This is a genomic window from Streptomyces sp. CBMA291 (assembly GCF_014596525.1).
In the GTDB taxonomy this organism is placed as follows: domain Bacteria; phylum Actinomycetota; class Actinomycetes; order Streptomycetales; family Streptomycetaceae; genus Streptomyces.
Genome location: NZ_MSJP01000043.1, coordinates 48,468 through 67,579, shown reverse-complemented (window position 1 = coordinate 67,579; position 19,112 = coordinate 48,468). Strand labels below are relative to the sequence as shown.

18 protein-coding genes and 2 pseudogenes are annotated in these 19,112 nt (G+C 72.1%); 8 read left to right on the top strand and 12 right to left on the bottom strand.

Going from position 1 to position 19,112, the window contains the following annotated elements:
• Positions 1-75, top strand: a pseudogene (locus tag BU197_RS30980) (hypothetical protein); the annotation flags it as partial.
• Between the two features lie 41 nt (positions 76-116).
• On the opposite strand, the pseudogene BU197_RS12290 reads toward BU197_RS30980, so the two are convergent.
• Both BU197_RS12290 and BU197_RS12285 read right to left on the bottom strand, forming a co-directional pair.
• Positions 117-1,094: pseudogene (locus BU197_RS12290) on the bottom strand (serine/threonine-protein kinase); the annotation flags it as partial.
• Between the two features lie 273 nt (positions 1,095-1,367).
• Positions 1,368-2,258: a VOC family protein gene (locus BU197_RS12285; RefSeq protein ID WP_188268289.1), complete on the bottom strand. Its 891-nt coding sequence runs from the start codon at positions 2,256-2,258 to the stop codon at positions 1,368-1,370.
• Positions 2,259-2,577: 319 nt separating this feature from the next.
• Between BU197_RS12285 and BU197_RS12280 the strand changes: the two genes are divergently transcribed.
• A complete protein-coding gene (locus tag BU197_RS12280; protein WP_188268288.1) occupies positions 2,578-3,225 on the top strand; it encodes a TetR family transcriptional regulator in 648 nt (215 codons plus the stop codon).
• A 270-nt stretch (positions 3,226-3,495) separates the two neighbouring features.
• Here the strand turns inward: BU197_RS12280 and BU197_RS12275 are convergent, their stop codons facing one another.
• Both BU197_RS12275 and BU197_RS12270 read right to left on the bottom strand, forming a co-directional pair.
• Positions 3,496-3,975, bottom strand: a complete 480-nt coding sequence (locus BU197_RS12275; RefSeq protein ID WP_188268287.1) for a nitroreductase family deazaflavin-dependent oxidoreductase — start codon at positions 3,973-3,975, stop codon at positions 3,496-3,498.
• Positions 3,976-5,355 carry an acyl-CoA dehydrogenase family protein gene (locus tag BU197_RS12270; RefSeq protein WP_411158479.1) on the bottom strand — a complete coding sequence of 460 codons (1,380 nt, stop codon included), beginning with the start codon at positions 5,353-5,355 and terminating at the stop codon, positions 3,976-3,978. It lies immediately after the preceding gene.
• Between the two features lie 105 nt (positions 5,356-5,460).
• On the opposite strand from BU197_RS12270, the gene BU197_RS12265 reads away from it, so the two are divergent.
• A complete protein-coding gene (locus BU197_RS12265; RefSeq protein WP_188268286.1) occupies positions 5,461-6,624 on the top strand; it encodes a thiolase C-terminal domain-containing protein in 1,164 nt (387 codons plus the stop codon).
• 59 nt (positions 6,625-6,683) lie between these two features.
• Complete coding sequence (locus BU197_RS12260; RefSeq protein WP_188268285.1) at positions 6,684-7,337, top strand: pyridoxal 5'-phosphate synthase; 654 nt, start codon at positions 6,684-6,686, stop codon at positions 7,335-7,337.
• Between the two features lie 223 nt (positions 7,338-7,560).
• Here BU197_RS12260 and BU197_RS12255 read toward each other — a convergent pair whose 3' ends face one another.
• The 3 genes from BU197_RS12255 to BU197_RS12245 form a co-directional block, all read right to left on the bottom strand.
• Positions 7,561-8,382, bottom strand: a complete 822-nt coding sequence (locus tag BU197_RS12255; RefSeq protein WP_188268284.1) for a TetR/AcrR family transcriptional regulator — start codon at positions 8,380-8,382, stop codon at positions 7,561-7,563.
• 106 nt (positions 8,383-8,488) lie between these two features.
• On the bottom strand, positions 8,489-9,823 hold the full coding sequence (locus BU197_RS12250) for a dicarboxylate/amino acid:cation symporter (RefSeq protein WP_188268283.1): 1,335 nt from the start codon (positions 9,821-9,823) through the stop codon (positions 8,489-8,491).
• Between the two features lie 406 nt (positions 9,824-10,229).
• Positions 10,230-10,496: a DUF4229 domain-containing protein gene (locus BU197_RS12245; protein ID WP_188268282.1), complete on the bottom strand. Its 267-nt coding sequence runs from the start codon at positions 10,494-10,496 to the stop codon at positions 10,230-10,232.
• A gap of 144 nt (positions 10,497-10,640) precedes the next feature.
• On the opposite strand from BU197_RS12245, the gene BU197_RS12240 reads away from it, so the two are divergent.
• Positions 10,641-11,174 (top strand): GNAT family N-acetyltransferase, encoded by a 534-nt coding sequence (locus BU197_RS12240; RefSeq protein WP_188268281.1) that lies wholly within the window; start codon positions 10,641-10,643, stop codon positions 11,172-11,174.
• A 79-nt stretch (positions 11,175-11,253) separates the two neighbouring features.
• On the opposite strand, the gene mqnE is transcribed toward BU197_RS12240, so the two are convergent.
• Together mqnE and BU197_RS12230 are read right to left on the bottom strand one after the other, a co-directional pair.
• Positions 11,254-12,417 carry an aminofutalosine synthase MqnE gene (mqnE, locus tag BU197_RS12235; protein ID WP_188268280.1) on the bottom strand — a complete coding sequence of 388 codons (1,164 nt, stop codon included), beginning with the start codon at positions 12,415-12,417 and terminating at the stop codon, positions 11,254-11,256.
• A gap of 52 nt (positions 12,418-12,469) precedes the next feature.
• Complete coding sequence (locus tag BU197_RS12230; RefSeq protein WP_188268279.1) at positions 12,470-12,925, bottom strand: Lrp/AsnC family transcriptional regulator; 456 nt, start codon at positions 12,923-12,925, stop codon at positions 12,470-12,472.
• Between the two features lie 123 nt (positions 12,926-13,048).
• On the opposite strand from BU197_RS12230, the gene BU197_RS30975 reads away from it, so the two are divergent.
• The gene (locus tag BU197_RS30975; protein ID WP_262928241.1) at positions 13,049-13,174 is read left to right on the top strand and encodes a hypothetical protein; all 126 of its coding nucleotides are present in this window, start codon (positions 13,049-13,051) and stop codon (positions 13,172-13,174) included.
• Here BU197_RS30975 and BU197_RS12220 read toward each other — a convergent pair.
• Genes BU197_RS12220 through BU197_RS12210 form a run of 3 tightly spaced genes read right to left on the bottom strand, consistent with a single transcriptional unit; the run spans position 13,171 to position 16,243 of the window.
• A complete protein-coding gene (locus BU197_RS12220) occupies positions 13,171-13,851 on the bottom strand; it encodes a UbiX family flavin prenyltransferase (protein WP_188268277.1) in 681 nt (226 codons plus the stop codon). The two genes, BU197_RS30975 and BU197_RS12220, sit on opposite strands and share 4 nt — an antisense overlap.
• A 32-nt stretch (positions 13,852-13,883) precedes the next feature.
• The gene (mqnP, locus tag BU197_RS12215) at positions 13,884-14,786 is read right to left on the bottom strand and encodes a menaquinone biosynthesis prenyltransferase MqnP (RefSeq protein ID WP_188268276.1); all 903 of its coding nucleotides are present in this window, start codon (positions 14,784-14,786) and stop codon (positions 13,884-13,886) included.
• Complete coding sequence (locus BU197_RS12210; protein WP_188268275.1) at positions 14,786-16,243, bottom strand: menaquinone biosynthesis decarboxylase; 1,458 nt, start codon at positions 16,241-16,243, stop codon at positions 14,786-14,788. The genes mqnP and BU197_RS12210 overlap by 1 nt, the downstream gene beginning before the upstream one ends.
• A 90-nt stretch (positions 16,244-16,333) precedes the next feature.
• On the opposite strand from BU197_RS12210, the gene BU197_RS12205 reads away from it, so the two are divergent.
• Together BU197_RS12205 and BU197_RS12200 are read left to right on the top strand one after the other, a co-directional pair.
• Positions 16,334-16,738, top strand: coding sequence for a PLD nuclease N-terminal domain-containing protein (locus BU197_RS12205; protein ID WP_188268274.1), 405 nt, complete (start codon positions 16,334-16,336; stop codon positions 16,736-16,738).
• 310 nt (positions 16,739-17,048) lie between these two features.
• Positions 17,049-19,109: a hypothetical protein gene (locus tag BU197_RS12200; RefSeq protein WP_188268273.1), complete on the top strand. Its 2,061-nt coding sequence runs from the start codon at positions 17,049-17,051 to the stop codon at positions 19,107-19,109.
• The last annotated feature ends 3 nt before the right edge of the window (positions 19,110-19,112 follow it).

Genomic DNA, 19,112 nt, shown 5'->3' with positions numbered 1-19,112 from the left:
GCCTCCACCCCCCAGGGCTCCCTCACCCTCGACGACGGAGCCGTCCACGCCGTCGTCGAAGGCAAGAAGTCCCTGCTCGCGGCAGGTGTCTCGGGCGTCGAGGGCGACTTCGTGGCCGGTGACCCGGGGCGGGGGGGCGCGCCCGACGGCCGGGGCGGCGGCGTACGGCGCAGGGCGGGCGGAGCCGCGGGGACCGGGCGTCCGCCGCCCCTGCGGGTCTCGATCATGGCGGTGGCGCTGGGCGGCAGCCAGGCGGACGCGGTGCCGCTGTCGTCGCTGCCGGGCCCGAACAGATGCGGTGCCAACTGGGCCTGGAGGTCGGCGGGGGTGGGCCTGCGGGTGACGTCCATCTGCATGCAGGACTCGATGAGGGGCCGCAGCTCCTCGGGGAGTCCCGCCAGGTCGGGGCCCTCGCGGAGCAGCATGAAGACGGTCTCGACCGGATTGGCGCCGTGGTAGGGCGCGTGGCCGGTGGCGGCGAAGACCAGCATCGAGCCCAGCGAGAAGACATCGCTGGCGCCGGTGACGCTGCGCGAGTCGCGGGCCTGCTCGGGGGACATGTAGGCCGGGGTGCCGACGGCGACGTTGGTCATGGTCAGACGCGTGTTGGAGACGCCCGACGCGATGCCGAAGTCGATCACCCGGGGGCCGTCCTCGACGACGAGGACGTTGGAGGGCTTGAGGTCGCGGTGGACCAGGCCCGCGCCGTGGATGGACTGGAGGGCCTCGGCGACACCGGCGGCCAGCCAGCGCACGGCCTGGGCCGGGAGCGGCCCGCACTCGTTCACTATCTCTTCGAGCGAGGGCGCGGGAACGTAGGCGGTGGCCAGCCAGGGGACGGCGGCGCGCGGGTCGGCGTCGACGACGGCGGCCGTGTAGAAGCCGGAGACCGCTCGCGCGGCCTCCACCTCACGGGTGAAGCGGACCCGGAACAGCTGGTCCTCCGCGAGCTCCGTGCGCACGGTCTTGATCGCGACGCGTCGGCCCGAGGCCGAGCGCGCGAGATAGACCAGGCCCATTCCGCCCGCGCCGAGCCGGCCCAGCACCTCGAAGGGCCCGATACGTCTCGGGTCGTGCTGCGTCAGCTGTTCCACTTGCCTGCCACCTCCCCGTACGGGCCATGAGGGTACGGCCCCGTGGCCCTGATTCTTCCTGTCCGAAGGCCCGGTGGCGAACCCGGGGGCGGATCGGGGTGTCACGCGTCGCGGCGGGCGTCGCCGGGCACGTCCCCCGTCAGCCGGTTCGGACCGGACGCCGGGGGACGGACCGGGCGGGCCGGGCGGTCCGGGCGTGTACCGGAGCAACCCGGTGAACCGGGTGTACGGGGTGTACGGGGTGTACGAGGTGTACGAGGTGTACGGGGTGGTTCACGTGACGGGGGGTGTACTGGGGGCGGGAGGGGCGGGGGGTGTGTCGGGCACGGGAGGCACGGGAGGGGCGTGGGGTTCGGGAGTTACGTGGGGTTCGGGAGGGGCGGCGGGTGTCCGGGGTGCGGCGACGACCGCGAAGCGGGCGCCCTGGTCGTCGTGGAGGACGGCGACCCGGCCGTGCGGGGTGTCGGTGGGCGGGACGGCGACCCGGCCACCGAGCCGGACGGCGGTCGCGCAGGCTTCGTCGCAGTCGGCGACGGCGAAGTGGACGAGGACGTGGCCGGGCATCTCGGCGGGGAAGTCCTCGGTGATGACGGCCCGTCCGCCGAAGTCGGCGTCCGCGCCGGGGCGCGCGCCGGGCGGGGACCAGACCCGGTAGTCGAAGCCGGGGCCCATGCCCGCCTCGCGGGGGTCGGCCTGACGGCCGAGGTAGCCGAAGACGGAGGCGTAGAAGGTGTCGACGGCGTCGGGGAGCCGGGTGTGCACCTCCATCCAGCGGAAGGTGCCGGGTTCGCCGGTGACCTCGAAGCCGTCGCCGTCGCCCTCCTGACGGATGCCGAAGACGGCGCCGCCGGGGTCGGCGGCGAGCGCGAGGACGCCGAAGGGGCCCACGGGATAGGGCTCCATGACCATCTGTCCGCCGGCCGCCTTGATCCGGGTGGCGAGGGTGCCCGCGTTCGGGGTGGCCAGGTAGAGGGTCCAGGTGGTGGGCATGCGGCCGTCGCGCTTGGGGAGGAGACCGGCGACCCGGCGCCCGTGCAGCAGGGCCTCGGCGCGGGAGGGGTCGAAGGTCCAGCCGAAAAGCTCGCCGTAGAAGCGCTTGCCCGCCTGGAGATCGGGAAGCTGCGCGTCCACCCAGCAGGGGGTGCCCTCAATGCGTACGGCCATGGAGTCACGCTAGAGCCGAGGGGGCACTCCCGCGCGCCCCGACATGCGAACAAAGTAACTATTTTTCGGCGTACAACCCTTGGGGCGCTTGAGTTGTCCACCGAAGTTTTCCACAGGCTGTTCATAAGCCTATTCGGGTACGGAACTCTCTCGTCCGCTTCCTCCGGGCACCGGAAGTGGCGTGATCCCGCCCCTCCCCCGCCCTCGGGCCTCGCCCCGTACACCCGCGCCGACCTCGGGGAACGAGGGAGGAGCCGGGTCGCACCCCATTTGCAGTCGGCCGAATCGCGCGCCGACACCCCCTCGGTAAGCTGACGGCATGACAGGACAAGTACGCACCGTCGACGGCCGCGTAGCCGGACGACGCGGCCAGGCGACGCGGCAGAAGCTGCTCGACTGCCTCGGCGAGATGCTCAGCTCCTCGCCTTACCGAGACGTCAAGGTCATCGACGTGGCCCGGAAGGCGGGCACTTCACCCGCGACGTTCTACCAGTACTTCCCCGACGTCGAGGGCGCGGTCCTGGAGATCGCGGAGGAGATGGCCAAGGAAGGAGCCGGGCTGACCGAGTTGGTCGGCGGCCGTTCCTGGGTCGGCAAGGCCGGCTGGCAGACCGCCGAGGACCTCGTCGAGGGCTTTCTGGACTTCTGGCGCAGGCACGACGCGATCCTCCGCGTGGTGGACCTCGGAGCCGCCGAGGGCGACAAGCGGTTCTACAAGATCCGCATGAAGATCCTGAACTCGGTCACCAACTCCCTGACGGACGCGGTGAAGGAGCTCCAGGCCAAGGGCAAGGTCGACAAGGAGGTCAGCCCCGCCGCGATGGCGGGCGCTCTGGTCGCCATGCTGGCGGCGGTCGCGAGCCACCAGAAGGGCTTCACCACCTGGGGTGTGAAGCAGGCCGAACTCAAGCCGAACCTGGCCCTGTTGGTGCATCTGGGCATCACCGGCAAGAAGCCGACCAGATAGCCCCCTCCTTCCTTCACCCGTCCTGTCGCCGACGCCGGCGGCGGTCCGCCCCCACGGACCGCCGTCGGCGTCGCCGTATCCGGGCCGGAAACCGCCTCCCGCCCCCCCCTGAAGGCCCCAGCCCGACTCCCCCTAAGGGCTCAGCCCAGCCCCCTGAGGGCTCACCCCATGCCCCCATGAGGACTCAGTCCGCCCCCTTAAGGGCTCACCGCACGCCCCCTGAGGAGCCAGTCCGCCCCCCTAAGGACTCGGCCCGGCCCCCCTAAGGGCTCACCCCGGCTCCCTTCGGGTCAGCCGGAAGACCCTGATCTCGCGCTCCACCCGCGCCTGATAGGTGGCGTACGGCGGCCAGAACGCGAGGGCCGCCCGCCAGGCCACCGCCCGCGCCTCGCCCGCGAGGAGTTCGGCGCGGACCGGTACCGTCGCACCCCGCCAGTGCACCTCGGCGTCCGGATGGGCCAGCAGGTTCGCCGTCCAGGCGGGGTGTCCGGGGCGGCCGAAGTTGGAGCCGACGAGCAGCCAGCACCCCTCCCGCTCGGGCAGACAGGCGAGCGGGGTGACCCGGGGCAGCCCGCTGCGCGCCCCCCGCGCGGTGAGTACGAGACCCGGCAGCATCCGGGCACTGGGCAGCACCTTTCCCCCGGTCAGCCGGTGTACGGCCGTATCCATCAGGGGGATGACCCGGGGGGCGATCCGGGCGAACGTCCGGGTCGACGACACCCTCTGCACCCATCGGCGCCCGAGGGACATCTACGCCGCCTCCCCGAAGAGCCCGGTCCGCTCCGCCGCCCGCGCGCGCAGCCGCCGTACCGGCCCGAAGAGCAGTTCGTCGGCGGTCGCCCGTTTGAAGAAGAGATGCGCCTCGTGCTCCCAGGTGAATCCGATCCCGCCGTGCAGCTGGAGGGACTCCCCAGCGGTGGCGCGCAGCGCCTCCAGGGCGTGGGCGAGGGCGAGCGGCCCGTTCTCGGGCCCGGGTCCCGGCTCGCGGGCGGCGCAGCGGGTGAGCGCACGGGCCGCCTCGATCCGCACGTACAGGTCGGCGAGCCGGTGCTTGACCGCCTGGAAGGAGCCGACGGGCCGCCCGAACTGCTCGCGCGCCCCGACGTGGGCGACGGTCCGGTCCAGGACCTCGCGGGCGGCGCCGACGGCCTCGGCGGCGATCATCACGGCGGCGGTGCGACCGGCGGTGGCGAGGGCGCCGAGGACGTCGGCGGGCTCCTCGCCGAGGAGTTCGGCCCCGGTGTCCCGGAACTGGACGGTGGCCTGGGACCGGGTGAGGTCCAGGGTGGGCCGCCGGGTCCTGACGAGACCGGGGACGGGGACGTGGACGGGGACGGGGACGGGGACGGGGACGGGGACGGCGGCGCCGGAACCGGAATCGGAACCGGCGCCGGAACCGGAATCGCAGTCGGAATCGCAGTCGGCGTCGGCGTCGGCCCGGACGAGGAAGAGGAGGGTGCGGCTGCGGGCGAAGCCGCCGGTGTGGGCGGCGACCAGGAGCAGTCCGGCGCTGTGCCCGTCGAGGACCTGGCCCGCCTCGCCGTAGAGGAGCCAGCCGCCGTCGCCGGTGGGGCGGGCCTGGACGCCGCCCGCCCGGCCGCCGCCGGACCACTGCTCGGCGGTGTTGTCGCCGGTCAGGCCGAGGGCGAGCGCGAGGGCGGCGCCGGGGATGGCGAGTGCGCAGGTCAGGCTGCCGTCGGCGAGGCGCGGGAGGAGCGCGGCGCGCTGGGCGGGGGTGCCGAGGGCGGCGAGGAGCGGGGCGGCGAGGACGCTGGTGGCGAGGAGCGGGGAGGGGGCGAGGGCGCGGCCGGTCTCCTCGCAGGCGAGGGCGAGTTCGGCGGGCCCGCAGCCGACTCCGCCGTACTCCTCGGGGAGCGCGAGCCCGGCGAGGCCGAGCGCCCCCGACATCCGGGCCCACAGCTCGGGGTCGTACCCCTGGGGGTCGGCGGCGGCGGCGCGGTTCTCCCCCGGCCCTGCGTGCTCGGCGAGCAGGGCGCGCAGGGTACGACGGATCTCCCGCTGCTCTTCGGTGAGGGGGGCGGACAGTTCCTCGACGGACGGTTCCTCGACGGGCGGTCCTTCGGCGGGCCCCCGGGCGTGGGAGACGGGCGGTCCTTCGGCGGCTTCCATGGCGCTCCCTCCGTATCTGATGGGGCGTCATGTTAGGCAGGGGCGCGTGGAGTCGCCAGAGAAGAGCCGGGTCCGATCCGACTGATCTGATGTACCGTCAGATTCATGGCCACCTCCACGCGCAGCGCCCGTCGTGTCGCCGTCGTCGGTGTCTCGCTCTCCGACTGCGGGCGGGTCGACGGGCCCACCCCGTACGCGCTCCACGCCCAGGCGGCCCGGCGGGCCCTCGCGGACAGCGGGCTCGACCGCTCGCTCGTCGACGGTCTCGCCTCTGCGGGGCTCGGCACCCTCGCGCCGGTCGAGGTCGCCGAGTATCTGGGACTGCGCCCCCGCTGGGTGGACTCGACCTCCGTCGGCGGCGCGACCTGGGAGGTCATGGCCGGGCACGCCGCCGACGCCATCGCCGCCGGGCACGCCAAAGCGGTACTGCTGGTCTACGGCTCCACCGCGCGCGCCGACGTCCGGGCCCGGCGGCGGACCTCGAACCTCTCCTTCGGGGCGCGCGGACCGCTCCAGTTCGAAGTCCCCTACGGGCACACCCTGATCGCCAAGTACGCGATGGCCGCGCGCCGCCATATGCACCAGTACGGGACCACCCTGGAGCAGCTGGCCGAGGTGGCCGTCCGGACCCGGGCGAACGCGGCGCTCAACCCGGAGGCGATGTTCCGCGAGCCGGTCACCGTCGACGAGGTGCTGTCCGGGCCGATGATCGCGGACCCGTTCACCAGGCTGCACTGCTGTCCGCGCACCGACGGCGGCTGCGCGGTGCTGCTGGTCGCCGAGGAGTACGTACGGGACTGCCGTACGGCCCCGGTCTGGGTGCTCGGCACGGGCGAGCACGTCTCGCACACCACGATGTCCGAGTGGGAGGACTTCACGGTCTCCCCGGCGGCGGTCAGCGGACGGCTCGCCTTCGAACGGGCGGGCGTGACCCCGGCGGAGGTCGACCTCGCCGAGGTCTACGACGCCTTCACCTACATGACCCTGGTGACCCTGGAGGACCTGGGCTTCTGCGCCAAGGGCGAGGGCGGTCCCTTCGTCCAGGAGAAGGACCGGCTGCCGGTGAACACCGACGGCGGCGGGCTCTCCGCCTGCCACCCGGGGATGCGCGGGCTCTTCCTGATCGTGGAGGCGGTACGGCAGCTGCGCGGTCAGGCGCCGGGGCTCCAGGTGCGGCGCCCGGACGGCTCGCTGCCGAGGCTCGCGGTGGTGTCAGGGACGGGCGGCTGGTTCTGCTCCTCGGGGACGGTGGTCCTGGGGAGGGACTGAGCGGGCCCGGCGTGATCCGGAAGACCGGCCGGGGCAGGACGGCGCCCTACCGTGGGGCCATGACCGACTTCCTCCGCGTCCTGCACTCCCTGAAGACCTGGGACTCCCCGCTGCCCTCCTTCGACCCGGCGAGCGCCCCGGCCGAACCGCTGCCCCTCTTCCACGACTGGTTCGCGGCAGCGGCGGCGGCCGGCCAGACCGAGCCGCACGCCGTCACCGTGGCCACGGCGGACGAGGACGGCCGCCCCGACGTGCGGACGGTCCTGCTGCACGACGCCGACGCGCGCGGCTGGCACTTCGCCTCCCACGCCACCAGCGCCAAGGGCCGTCAGCTCGCCGCCCGCCCGGAGGCCGCGCTCGGCTTCTACTGGCCGGTCCAGGCCCGGCAGGTCCGGGTCAGGGGCCATGTCGTCACGGGCACCCCCGAGGAGGCGTACGCGGATCTGCACGCCCGGACCACCGGAGCCCTCGCCTCCGCCCTGGTGGCCCGGCAGAGCGAGGTCCTCGACTCCCCCGCGACCCTGGAGGCGGCGAGCGAGGCGGCCTGGCGCCGCGCCGAGGCGGAACCGGACGCCCCCGCCCCCACCTGGACCCTCTACATCGTCGAACCGTCCGAGATCGAGTTCTTCCAGGGCGACCCCCACCGCCGCCACATCCGCCTCCGCTACCGCCGCACCCCGGACGGCTGGACCCGGGAACTGCTCTGGCCTTGAGGACGGCGACCGGACCGGGGCCCGAGGCATCGGGCCCGAGACGTCGAAGCCTCGGACCTCGGAGTCTCGGACCTCGGGACCTCAGACATCGGGGCCTCAGACATCGGGCCCTACACGTCGGGGCCCGAGACATCAGGGCCTCAGACGTCGGCGCCTCGGCTCTCAGGCCCGACACGTCGGGGGCCGGAGACCCCGGGAGACGGTTCCGGGGAGACGACTCCGGTCAGGACGCGAAGGGCTCGGGGCGGCCCGCCCCGGACCCACCCGACACCGCCCTGCCCGACGCCGACCCACCCGACACCGACCCGCCCGGCGCCGGAGCCCACCCCTCGCTCCTCATCAGGTTCCCGAGCCCGGACCACGCGAAGTTCATCAGTGTCGTCGCCGTGTCCCGCGCCGTCACGCCCTCGGTCTCGTTGGCCCAGTTCGCCAGTGACTCGGCCGCCCCTACGAGCGCCTGCGCGAGCGCGGTGACGTCGAGGTCCGGGAGGTCGGCGGCGGGGCGCGGCCCCCGGGGCTCGCGCGCCTCCCCGGCCTTCCCCGCTCCCCGAGGGCCCCGCGCCTCCCGGGCTTCCCTCGCCTCCCGGGGGCCCCTCGTCTCCCGCGCCGCGTCGTCGATCAGGCCCGCGATGAAGTCCGTGACCCCCGCCCGCAGCCGGGTCACCTCTCCGGCGAACGGCTCGCCCTGGGTGCGTGCCTGGCGGCTGAGGACCGTCCAGGCGTCCGGGTGCCCGGCGGCGTACGAGAAGAAGGCGAGCAGGCCCGCCCAGAGGCGCTCGTCCGGTGGGGCGCTCCGGTCGGAGACCGCCTCGGCGACCACGGCGAGCAGTGCCTGCCCCTCCCGCCTGATCACGGTGGTGAAGAGGTCTTCCTTGGAGTGCAGATAGAGGTAGACCAGCGGTTTGGAGACTCCGGCGAGTTCGGCGACCTCGTCCATGGAGGTCGCCTGGTAGCCGTGGCGCGCGAAGCTCCGTACGGCCGCGTCCAGCATCTGCCGCTCGCGCACGGCGCGCGGCAGTCGCCGCGCCCTCGTCCCGTCGGCCATGGCGTCCACCCCTGCTTCCAAGATCCGTTGGATGCCCCGAAGAAGCCTACGTGCCCCCTGCCCGGGTGGGGCAGGGGGCACGTGGGGCCTTGGTGCGGTGCCGGGATCAGGCGGCGACCGCCACCTTCTCCTTGTGCTCGGCCTCCCGGCCGAGGGACGACTCGTCGACCGGGGAGCCCGAGGCGTTCTCGTACGCCGTGAGGTCGAGGATCTTCTCCCGGGCGGAGACCAGCACCGGGACCAGCACCTGACCGGCCACGTTGGTGGCGGTCCGCATCATGTCGAGGATCGGGTCGATCGCCATGAGCAGGCCGACGCCCTCCAGCGGGAGGCCCAGGGTGGAGAGGGTCAGGGTCAGCATGACCGTCGCGCCGGTCAGACCGGCGGTGGCCGCCGAGCCGATCACGGAGACGAAGGCGATCAGCAGGTAGTCGCGGATGCCGAGCTGCACGTCGAAGATCTGCGCGATGAAGATCGCGGCGAGCGCCGGGTAGATCGCGGCGCAGCCGTCCATCTTGGTGGTGGCGCCGAACGGGACGGAGAAGGAGGCGTACTCCTTCGGGACGCCGAGGCGCTCGGTGACCTTCTGGGTGAGCGGCATGGTGCCGACCGAGGAGCGGGAGACGAAGGCCAGCTGGATGGCGGGCCAGGCGCCCTTGTAGAACTGGAGCGGGTTGAGCTTGGCGACCGTCGCGAGCAGCAGCGGGTAGACGCCGAAGAGGACCAGGGCGCAGCCGACGTAGATGTCGGCGGTGAAGGTCGCGTACTTGCCGATGAGGTCCCAGCCGTAGTTGGCGATGGCGTAGCCGATGAGACCGACGGTGCCGAGCGGGGCGAGCCGGATGACCCACCACAGGGCCTTCTGGAGCAGCTCCAGGACCGACTCGGAGAGGGTGAGGATCGGCTTGGCCTTCTCGCCCAGCTTGAGGGCGGCGATGCCGGCGACGGCGGCCATGAAGACGATCTGGAGGACGTTCAGCTCGGTGAACGGGGTGATGACGTCCGTCGGGACGATGCCGGTGAGGAAGTCGATCCAGGAGCCCTGGTGCTTGGGGAGCTTGCCGTCCTGCGGCGTGAGGCCGGTGCCCGCGCCCGGATTGGTGATCAGACCGATCGCGAGGCCGATGGCGACCGCGATCAGCGAGGTGATCATGAACCAGAGCAGCGTACGGGCGGCGAGCCGGGCGGCGTTGTCCACCTTCCGCAGGTTGGTGATCGAGACCAGGATGGCGAAGAAGACCAGCGGGGCGACGGCCAGCTTGAGCAGCTGGATGAAGATGCCGCCGACCTGGGACAGGGTCTCCTTGAGCCAGGAGACGTCCTGGCTGCGGGCGAGCCAGCCGAGCACGACGCCGAGGACGAGACCGGCGACGATCTGGACCCAGAAGGGGACCTTGGGTATCCGGGACGAGGGCTTGGCCTCGGTTGCGGACACGGACATGAGCACACTCCACAGGTGCGTATCAGGGCAATACGGGACGGGGGTGCGGCACACTCACGCTCTCGCGCGGGCCGCTGCATGACGCCGGGTCAGACCGCGCGGCAACAGACCGCGGACATACAGCGGCACAGACCGACATGCAGGCGCGCCACGAGCGGGGTGCTCGCGGCATCGAGGAAGCGCACAGGTGTCGTCATGTCGAACACGTTAACACTTGAACTTTGAGAACCTCAAAGCCCTTCTTTGAGGCAGGCTGCCCCCATTTTCCACCCCGAAAACGCCGAACACCCCACTCCTGTACGCCTGATGGCGCCGGAGAGGGGTGTTCGATCTTGTGCGGGTCTGTGACGAAGCTTACGCGGCCCCTACGGGACGGGCCGCTCCGCCGCCACCGCTCCCACCGGCCTCAGAGCGAATCCTCCTGGGACCGGTTGGCCGCGAGGCGGCCCTTGGCGCGATCGACCCGCGCCACGACGTCGGCGCTGGCCTCGTCCCGCACCCCGCGCAGGAGGATGAAGCTCAGCGGGGCGGAGATCACGATGGAGAGGACGAGGACCCACAGCAGGTTCGAGTCGCCGAGCCCGCGCGGCAGCACCCCGGCGTAGACGAGTCCCCACAGGGCGAGGAAGCACCCGGCGAAGAGGCCGAGCCGCATCAGCGTGTAGCGGAGCATGTCAGTCCACTCTTCCGTTCCGACGTTTCCGAAAGGTTCCCGATGCCCCATAGGGGCACGCGCCCCTCCAGTGAAGCACGCGGCGCCGCCGCCGCCGGGGCCGGGCCTCTTGAGCCCCGTATCGGTAATAGATAATCTTGATCTATGACCCTTACTTTCGAGCTGGACCCGTCGGTCGACCCCGCTCTGCGCGACGGCGTCCTCTCCCTCTGGGCCGATGTCTCCAACGCGGGCGGCGCGGTCGGCTTCACGCCCCCGGTCACCCCCGAGGAGATCCGCCCCGCCCTGCTCCGGCACCTGACCGCCATGGCCCAGGGCGGCACCCGGCTGCTCGTCGGGCGCGACGAGGACGGGGAGATAGCCGCCACGGCCTTCTTCACCTTCAACACGAACCCGCTGATGTCCCACTGGGTGTGGCTCTACACGGTGATGGTCCACCCCCGCCACCAGGGCAAGGGGTACGGCCGTGCCCTGCTGGCCGCCGCCGAGGACACCGCCCGCACCGCCGAGGGCTTCGAGGCGGTCGAGGCGATCCGGCTGACCTGCCGGGGCGGTCTGGGCCTCGACGCCTTCTACGCCAGGTCCGGCTACAAGGAGGTGGGCCGGGTCCCGGGCGCGATCCGGGTCGCCCCCGGCGACGACCGCGACGACATCATCCTGCTGCTCCCGCTGAACTGACCCCCGGCCCCGGAGTACGGGAAGGGCCGGCGGGGACGACTCCCCACCGGCCCTTCGCCCGTTCCACCGGGGAGACGGCTCAGACCCGCATCGCCTGCGGCGTCTCGCGCCGGTCCGCGTCCGGGCCCGGGTACTCGCGGATGATCTCGTACCGGGTGTTGCGCTCGACCGGCCGGAAGCCCGCGTCCGTGATGAGTTCCAGCAGGTCCTCGCGGGTCAGCTTGTTCGGCGTGCCGTAGTTGTCGGCATCGTGCGTGATCTTGTACTCGACGACCGAGCCGTCCATGTCGTCGGCGCCGTGCTGGAGCGCGAGCTGCGCCGTCTGCACGCCGTGCATCACCCAGAAGACCTTGACGTGCGGCACGTTGTCGAAGAGCAGCCGGGAGACCGCGAAGGTCTTCAGCGCCTCGGCGCCGGTCGCCATCGTGGTGCGCGCCTGGAGCTTGTTGCGGACCTTGCCGTCCTTCATGTCGACGAAGTCGTGCTGGTAGCGCAGCGGGATGAAGACCTGGAAGCCGCCGGTCTCGTCCTGGAGCTCACGCAGCCGCAGCACGTGGTCGACCCGGTGCCGGGGCTCCTCGATGTGCCCGTAGAGCATGGTCGCCGGGGTCTTGAGCCCCTTCTCGTGGGCGAGCCGGTGGATCCGGGACCAGTCCTCCCAGTGGGTGCGGTGGTCCACGATGTGCTGGCGGACCTCCCAGTCGAAGATCTCGGCGCCGCCGCCGGTCAGCGATTCGAGACCCGCCTCGATCAGCTCGTCGAGGATCTCGGAGGCGGAGAGCCCCGAGATGGTCTCGAAGTGGTGGATCTCGGTGGCGGTGAACGCCTTGAGGGAGACGTGCGGCAGCGCCTTCTTCAGCTCGGAGAGGGAGCGCGGGTAGTACCGCCAGGGCAGGTTGGGGTGCAGCCCGTTGACGATGTGCAGCTCGGTGAGGTTCTCGTTCTCCATCGCCTTCGCGAGGCGCACGGCCTCCTCGATGCGCATGGTGTACGCGTCCTTCTCGCCCGGCTTGCGCTGGAACGAGCAGTAGGCGCAGGAGGCGGTGCAGACGTTGGTCATGTTCAGATGCCGGTTGACATTGAAATGGACCACGTCGCCGTTCTTGCGGGTCCGGACCTCGTGGGCCAGACCGCCGAGCCAGGCCAGGTCGTCGGACTCGTACAGGGCGATGCCGTCCTCACGGCTCAGCCGCTCACCGTCCCGGACCTTCTGCTCAAGGTCGCGCTTGAGCCCAGCGTCCATCTGCGGCCGCCTCCCTTTTCTCCGAAATCAGACTCAGTCGTTCACCGTACTCTCAGACCTCCTCGGGCAGCTCTCCGACCCGGTTCTCCCACTTCGTGGAGAGCACGATGGTGGTGCGCGTACGGGAGAGGCCCTTGGTGCCGCTGAGCCGGCGGATCGTCCGCTCCAGGCCGTCCACGTCGCTGGCGCGGACCTTCAGCATGAAGGAGTCGTCACCGGCGATGAACCAGCAGTCCTCGATCTCGGCCAGGTCCTTCAGACGGCGGGCCACGTCCTCGTGGTCGGCGGCGTCGGAGAGGGAGATGCCGATGAGGGCGGTGACGCCGAGGCCGAGCGAGGCGGCGTCGACGGTGGCGCGGTAGCCGGTGATGACCCCGGCGGCTTCGAGACGGTTGATGCGGTCGGTGACGGAGGGGCCGGAGAGCCCGACGAGCCGACCCAGCTCGGCGTAGGAGGCGCGCCCGTTCTCACGCAGAGCCTGGATGAGCTGCCTGTCCACGGCGTCCATAGGAAAAAACCTTCCAATCTCCAGCGTTACCGCGAGTTTTAGTATAGAATCTAAGGCATGCAGGGGATGAGACCCCCTGAATCTTTCACCAGATCAAAGACGATCCTTCAGGAGTGTGTCACCGTGTACACGATCGAGATGGCCTACGCCCGTATGCGCGAGCTACAGGAGATGGCCAACCGCTCGCGTGCCCACCAGAAGTCCGCCGCTGCCGAGCGTGCCGAGAAGAAGCACGCCGCGAAGCGCTAATCAGACCGGGGGGACGCGGCACCGCCCAGCTCACCCTCCCAACGCCGGTACAGGCCGTGCGGCACTCCCGCCGCGTCCAGTACCCGCCCGGCGACGAAGTCCACCAGATCCTGGATGTGCGTCGCCCCCGCGTAGAACGCCGGAGAGGCGGGCAGCACCACGGCGCCCGCCTCGTCCAGCGTCACCATGTGGCGCAGCGTCTGCCCGTTCAGCGGGGTCTCCCGCACCGCGACCACCAGCGGCCGTCGTTCCTTGAGCGTCACGCTCGCGACCCGCTGCAACAGGTCCTTCGAAAGCCCCAGTGCCACTCCCGCCACCGCGGCGGTCGAGGCGGGCACCACCAGCATCCCCTTCGCCGGGTACGAACCCGAGGACGGCCCCGCCGCCAGGTCCCCGGCGGCCCAGTACCGCACGTCGTCCAGGGCTCCCGCGACGTCGAAGGCGTCCGGCTTCCCGTCCGCGCCCCGCGCCAGCCAGAGCGCCAGGTCCTCGCGCCAGTGCGCGTCGCGGAAGGAGATCCCCGTCTCGTCGAGCAGCGTGAGCCGCGAGGAGCGCGAGACGACCAGGTCGACGCTCTCCCCCGCGGCGAGGAGCCCGCGCAGCACGGCGGCGGCGTACGGCGTGCCCGACGCCCCGGAGACCCCGACGACCCAGGGGGTGCGCTTGCCGTCGTTCATGCCGTCGAGCCTATCCGTCATCGTGCCGGGGACTACGGGGTCAGACCGCGGACCAGCAGGTCCAGCAGGGCGCAGACGAACAGGGTGATCCCGATGAAGCCGTTCGTCGTGAAGAACGCGCGGTCGAGCCGGGACAGGTCGTGCGGCTTCACGATCGAGTGCTCGTAGCAGAAGGCGGCCACCACGATCACCAGACCGGCCCAGAAGAACAGCCCGGCGTCCGTCGCGAGCGCGTACCAGACGAGCAGCCCCGTGGTGACGACCGCCGAACCGCGGGCGCCCCACAGCGCCGCCGGGACGCCGAAGCGGGCGGGCACCGAGAGCACCCCGTGCGCCCGGTCCGCCTGTACGTCCTGACAGGCGAAGATCAGGTCGAAGCCGCCGATCCAGACGCCGACCGCGAGCCCCAGGACGACCGCGTCCCACGACCAGGAGCCGGTCACGGCGAGCCAGGCGCCGATCGGCCCTATCGACTGGGCCAGGCCCAGGATCGCGTGCGGGAAGTTGGTGAACCGCTTGCCGTACGGATAGACGACCATCGGGACGACCGCGAGCGGCGCGAGGGCCAGACAGAGCGGGTTGAGCAGGGCGGCGGCGCCGAGGAAGACGACGAGCGCGATGCCGGCGCCGGTCCACGCGGAGCGCACCGAGACCGCGCCGGTCACCAGCTCGCGGCCCGCCGTGCGCGGATTACGCGCGTCGATCTCGCGGTCGATGATCCGGTTGCAGGCCATCGCGAAGGTCCGCAGACCCACCATGCAGACGGTGACCAGGAGCAGCTTCCACCAGTGGATGTTCCGGTCCAGCTGGAACATGGCCGTCAGGGTGGCGATGTAGGCGAAGGGCAGCGCGAAGACCGAGTGCTCGATCATCACCAGCCGGAGGAACGCCTTGGTGCGGCCGGGCTGCGCGCCCGGCACGGCGGCCGTGGCCATCACAGTCCGTACTCCTTCCAGCGCCGGTCGACGAGGGCGGCCGTCGCCGGGTCCGACTCGACCATGTCCGGCCAGCCGCCGTCCCGGACGTACCCCTCCTCGGGCAGCTTCCTCGTGGCGTCGATGCCCGCCTTGCCGCCCCAGAACTGCTGGTAGGAGGCGTGGTCGAGATGGTCGACCGGGCCTTCGACGACCGTGAGGTCACGGGCGTAGTCGGTGTTGCCGAGGGCCCGCCAGGAGACCTCGTGCAGATCGTGGACGTCACAGTCCTTGTCGACCACGATGATCAGCTTGGTCAGCGACATCATGTGCGCGCCCCAGATGGCGTGCATGACCTTCTGCGCGTGCTTCGGGTACTTCTTGTCGATCGAGACGATCGCGCAGTTGTGGAAGCCGCCCGACTCCGGCAGGTGGTAGTCGACGATGTCCGGCACGATGATCTTGAGGAGCGGCAGGAAGAACCGCTCGGTGGCCCGGCCCAGCGGACCGTCCTCGGTCGGCGGACGGCCGACCACGATCGACTGGAGCAGCGGACGCTTCCGCATGGTCACGCAGTCGATCTTCAGCGCCGGGAAGGGCTCCTGCGGGGTGTAGAAGCCGGTGTGGTCGCCGAAGGGGCCCTCCGGGAGCATCTCGCCCGGCTCCAGCCAGCCCTCGATCACGACCTCCGCCTGGGCGGGGACCTGGAGCGGGACGGTCTTGCAGTCGACCATCTCGATCCGCTTGCCCTGCACGAACCCGGCGAACAGGTACTCGTCGATGTCGCCGGGAAGCGGAGCCGTCGAGGCGTACGTCACGGCGGGCGGGCAGCCGAAGGCGATCGCGACCGGCAGCCGCTCGCCCCGGGCGGCGGCGACCGCGTAGTGGTTGCGGCTGTCCTTGTGGATCTGCCAGTGCATGCCGATGGTGCGCTTGTCGTGGCGCTGGAGGCGGTAGAGGCCCAGGTTCCGCACGCCGGTCTCGGGGTGCTTGGTGTGGGTGAGCCCCAGGTTGAAGAAGGAGCCGCCGTCCTTGGGCCAGGTGAAGAGCGCGGGCAGCCGGTCGAGGTCGACGTCGTCGCCGGTGAGCACCACCTCCTGGACGGGGGCGGCCTCGGACTTCACCTTCCTCGGCGGCACGTGGACCATCGAGCCCAGCTTGCCGAAGGCCTCGCGGACGCCGACGAAGCCGTGCGGCAGCTCGGGCTTGAGCAGTCCGCCGATCTTCTCGCCGATCTCCGCGTACGACTTCAGGCCGAGGGCCTTGAGGAGGCGGCGGTCGGTGCCGAAGACGTTCATCGCGAGGGGCATGGCGGAGCCCTTGACGTTCTCGAAGAGAAGCGCCGGGCCTCCTGCCTTGTTCACCCGGTCGACGATCTCCCCGACCTCCAGGTACGGGTCGACTTCGGCCTTGATGCGCTTGAGGTCGCCTTCGCGTTCCAGAGCCCTGAGCAGCGAGCGGAGATCGTCGTAAGCCATAGGGGCAAGTATCGGTCACCGGCTACCCTTGACCTGTCACCGGGGCCGCCGTAGCGCGCCCCCGCCACCGCTTCCAGGGGGCCGTTCCACATGCTCAGGGCGCTGATGTTCATCCTGCCGCTGGCGCTGATGATCTACGCCTTCATCGACTGCCTGAACACCCCGGAGGACGAGGTCAAGCACCTCCCCAAGCCGGTCTGGGCGATCGTGATCCTGCTGTTCTCCGTCGTCGGCGCGATCGGCTGGATCGCCGCGGGCAGACAGCGCGGCCCCCGCGCCACCCGTGCCCGGGGCTCCTCGGGCGGCTGGGTGGCCCCCGACGACAACCCCGAGTTCCTGAAGTCCCTGCGCGAGGAGCCGAAGCCGGAACCGTCGGCCGCCCCCTCCGAAGAACCCGCGAAGGACGAGTCCGCGCTCAAGGACTGGGAGTCCGACCTGCGCCGCCGCGAGGAGGAGCTGAAGCGCCGCGAACGGGACGCGGACCCGGAGAGCTGACCGGGGAGATCCCCTCGGGAGCCGTACGGGCCGGGCACCCGCCCGACGTACGGACCCGACGGGCGCGACGTCCTTGAGTCGTACGGGCCCGACGCCCAGACCGTCCGCGAGTCGTACGGGCCCGACGCCCGCCCGCCGCAAGGGCCCCGCGCCCCAGGCGTCCGAGCCGGCCTGCGGCCGATCCAAACCTCCCCCACCGCCACAGCCCCACAACACCCCCGCAACGACTCGAAAGCAGAGACGAAAAGAAGACGCCTTTCCCAACGCGCCCTCCCTATCCTGGAGTTGACTGTGACGGGGGTGACGGTTCGTGGACAGGGAGCTGTACGGCCGCGAGGCGGCCCTGGAGGACGCCGGTCTGGTGGCCCGGCTCAGCGGGCTCACCCGCGACGGCGCGGGCAAGGTGCCGTTCGAGCACGGCGACGACCCGCCGGTCACCGTCTTCACCGGCGGGCGCGGCACCGGAAAGACGGCCCTGCTCAAGGAGGTCCGCAACCGCTACAAGGGCCACACCCCGCTCGCCCTCGTCGACTGCGCCCGCATCGAGCCGCCCGCCGACCACGGCCCCGGCTGGACCCCGGTCACCGGAGCCCTCGCCGAGCTGGCCGTCCAGCTGTCGCCGAAGGTGCCGGGGGCCTCGCCCGTACGGTTCCCCCGGCTCTCCCTCGGGCTGGTCGCCGTCGCCTCCCTCGCCTGGTCACGGGAGGACGACGAGCGGGCCCGGCGCGATCTGCTGCGGCTCGGACCGCTCCTCGCGACCGTCGACGCGACCCGGGGCGCCGCCGCCAACTGGGTCGGCAAGGTCCTCGCCAAGCTCGCCGCCACCTTCGCCGAGGCCACCGTGCCGATCGCCGGGCTGCTGGCCGAGGCGACCGTGGAGACCGTCCTCGAAGAGGTCTTCGGACGCCTCCAGCGCTCCGCCGAGGCCTGGTACGGCGGCTACCGCAACGCGGGCGGCCGGGGCGAGGCCGGGCTGCGGCAGCTCGCGATCGACTTCGAGCTGGACGGCAGGCGCCGCCGCGAGGCCGAGGACTTCCTCGTCGGCGCGCTCACCGAGGACCTGCTGAGGGCCTACACCGGCTTCCGGCGCGGCTCCCGCGTCGGCCGCCCGCTGCTCCTCCTCGACAACGCCCACGAACCCCTCGGCCGACGGCTCGTCGAGCCGGTCCTGCGGGCCCGCGCCGAGGGCCGCAGGGACCGCATCGTCGTCCTGGCCGCCTCCCGGATCCGGGACCACGAGGGGCTGCGGCAGGCCACCCGCACCCGGCTGCCGGAGACCGCGCACCGGGCGCCCTGCCCGCGCGGCTCCAGCGTCGGTTCCGGCATCCTCGCCGTCGAGCTGACCCCGCTCTCCCCCGCGCAGACCCGGGCCGTCTTCGACCGGTACGACCCGGCGGGCCGCGCCCCCGCCGAGCTGGCCCGCGCCGTCCACCGGCTGACCGGCGGCCGGCCCCTCGGCGTGGCGCTCCTCGGCCGGGCGGCGGGCGAGGTCGAGCCCCGGCTGCGGGCCCGGCTCACCCCGGGGCGGCTGCTCGACCTGACGGTGGAGCTGCGCGAGGACACCGCGCCGGTGCCGGTCGCCCCCGCCCTCCTCGCCGAGCTGCTGCCGGTCCTCCGCCCGGGTCCCTACGCCGTGCTCGCCGCCGCCCACGACGAGGAGTCCGCTCGGATGCTGGCCCGTGCCCGGCTCCAGGGCGAGTCCCTCGACGGGGACGTGGCGCTGCGGGTGCGCGACCTGCTGCGCGCGGAGGAGTGGACCGAGAGCCCCCGGCACTTCGTCGCCGATCCGCTGCTGCGCGCCCTGCTGCTGCACCGGCTCCGCTTCGAGGACGAGGACCACCCCCGGTACAGCGCCTGGCTCGCGGTCCACGAGACCCTGCGCCGGCACTACGGGCCCGAGCCCGGCCCGTACCGGCTCCACCACGATCTGGCGCTCGGGCACACCGACGAGGCCGTCGCGCATCTGCGGGAGACCTTTCCCGGGCCGGACGTCCTCGACTGGCTGGGGCGGCTGAGGTTCATCGGCTCGGCGCCGCATCCGCGCGAGCGGACCGTGACCGAGCCCGATCCGCGCCGTGCGGTCGCCCTCGGCCAGGGGGCGCCGGTCCCGCTGCCGCCGGGGCTCGACGCCGACACCGCCGAACTGCACCTCGCCGTACGGCGTCTGCTGCACGCCGTATGGCTGCTCACCGATCCGCTGGCGCTGCCCGACGAGGAGGTGGCCGACCGGCTCGCGCACGAACTGCGGCGGCTTTCCGGCCGTCATCTGACGGGCAGCGGTTCGCTCTGGGACGCGGCCACCCACTGGCCGCGTGACATCCGTGCCTGGCGGGAGCCGTCGCTGCCGCCCGGCCGTGAGGACGGAGTCTGACGC

Coding starts and splice junctions, on each gene's coding strand:
- BU197_RS12285 (WP_188268289.1), bottom strand. CDS start 2,258: ATGGCCGTACGCATTGAGGGCACCCCCTGCTGGGTGGACGCGCAGCTT.
- BU197_RS12280 (WP_188268288.1), top strand. CDS start 2,578: ATGACAGGACAAGTACGCACCGTCGACGGCCGCGTAGCCGGACGACGC.
- BU197_RS12275 (WP_188268287.1), bottom strand. CDS start 3,975: ATGTCCCTCGGGCGCCGATGGGTGCAGAGGGTGTCGTCGACCCGGACG.
- BU197_RS12270 (WP_411158479.1), bottom strand. CDS start 5,355: ATGGAAGCCGCCGAAGGACCGCCCGTCTCCCACGCCCGGGGGCCCGCC.
- BU197_RS12265 (WP_188268286.1), top strand. CDS start 5,461: ATGGCCACCTCCACGCGCAGCGCCCGTCGTGTCGCCGTCGTCGGTGTC.
- BU197_RS12260 (WP_188268285.1), top strand. CDS start 6,684: ATGACCGACTTCCTCCGCGTCCTGCACTCCCTGAAGACCTGGGACTCC.
- BU197_RS12255 (WP_188268284.1), bottom strand. CDS start 8,382: ATGGCCGACGGGACGAGGGCGCGGCGACTGCCGCGCGCCGTGCGCGAG.
- BU197_RS12250 (WP_188268283.1), bottom strand. CDS start 9,823: ATGTCCGTGTCCGCAACCGAGGCCAAGCCCTCGTCCCGGATACCCAAG.
- BU197_RS12245 (WP_188268282.1), bottom strand. CDS start 10,496: ATGCTCCGCTACACGCTGATGCGGCTCGGCCTCTTCGCCGGGTGCTTC.
- BU197_RS12240 (WP_188268281.1), top strand. CDS start 10,641: ATGACCCTTACTTTCGAGCTGGACCCGTCGGTCGACCCCGCTCTGCGC.
- mqnE (WP_188268280.1), bottom strand. CDS start 12,417: ATGGACGCTGGGCTCAAGCGCGACCTTGAGCAGAAGGTCCGGGACGGT.
- BU197_RS12230 (WP_188268279.1), bottom strand. CDS start 12,925: ATGGACGCCGTGGACAGGCAGCTCATCCAGGCTCTGCGTGAGAACGGG.
- BU197_RS12220 (WP_188268277.1), bottom strand. CDS start 13,851: ATGAACGACGGCAAGCGCACCCCCTGGGTCGTCGGGGTCTCCGGGGCG.
- mqnP (WP_188268276.1), bottom strand. CDS start 14,786: ATGGCCACGGCCGCCGTGCCGGGCGCGCAGCCCGGCCGCACCAAGGCG.
- BU197_RS12210 (WP_188268275.1), bottom strand. CDS start 16,243: ATGGCTTACGACGATCTCCGCTCGCTGCTCAGGGCTCTGGAACGCGAA.
- BU197_RS12205 (WP_188268274.1), top strand. CDS start 16,334: ATGCTCAGGGCGCTGATGTTCATCCTGCCGCTGGCGCTGATGATCTAC.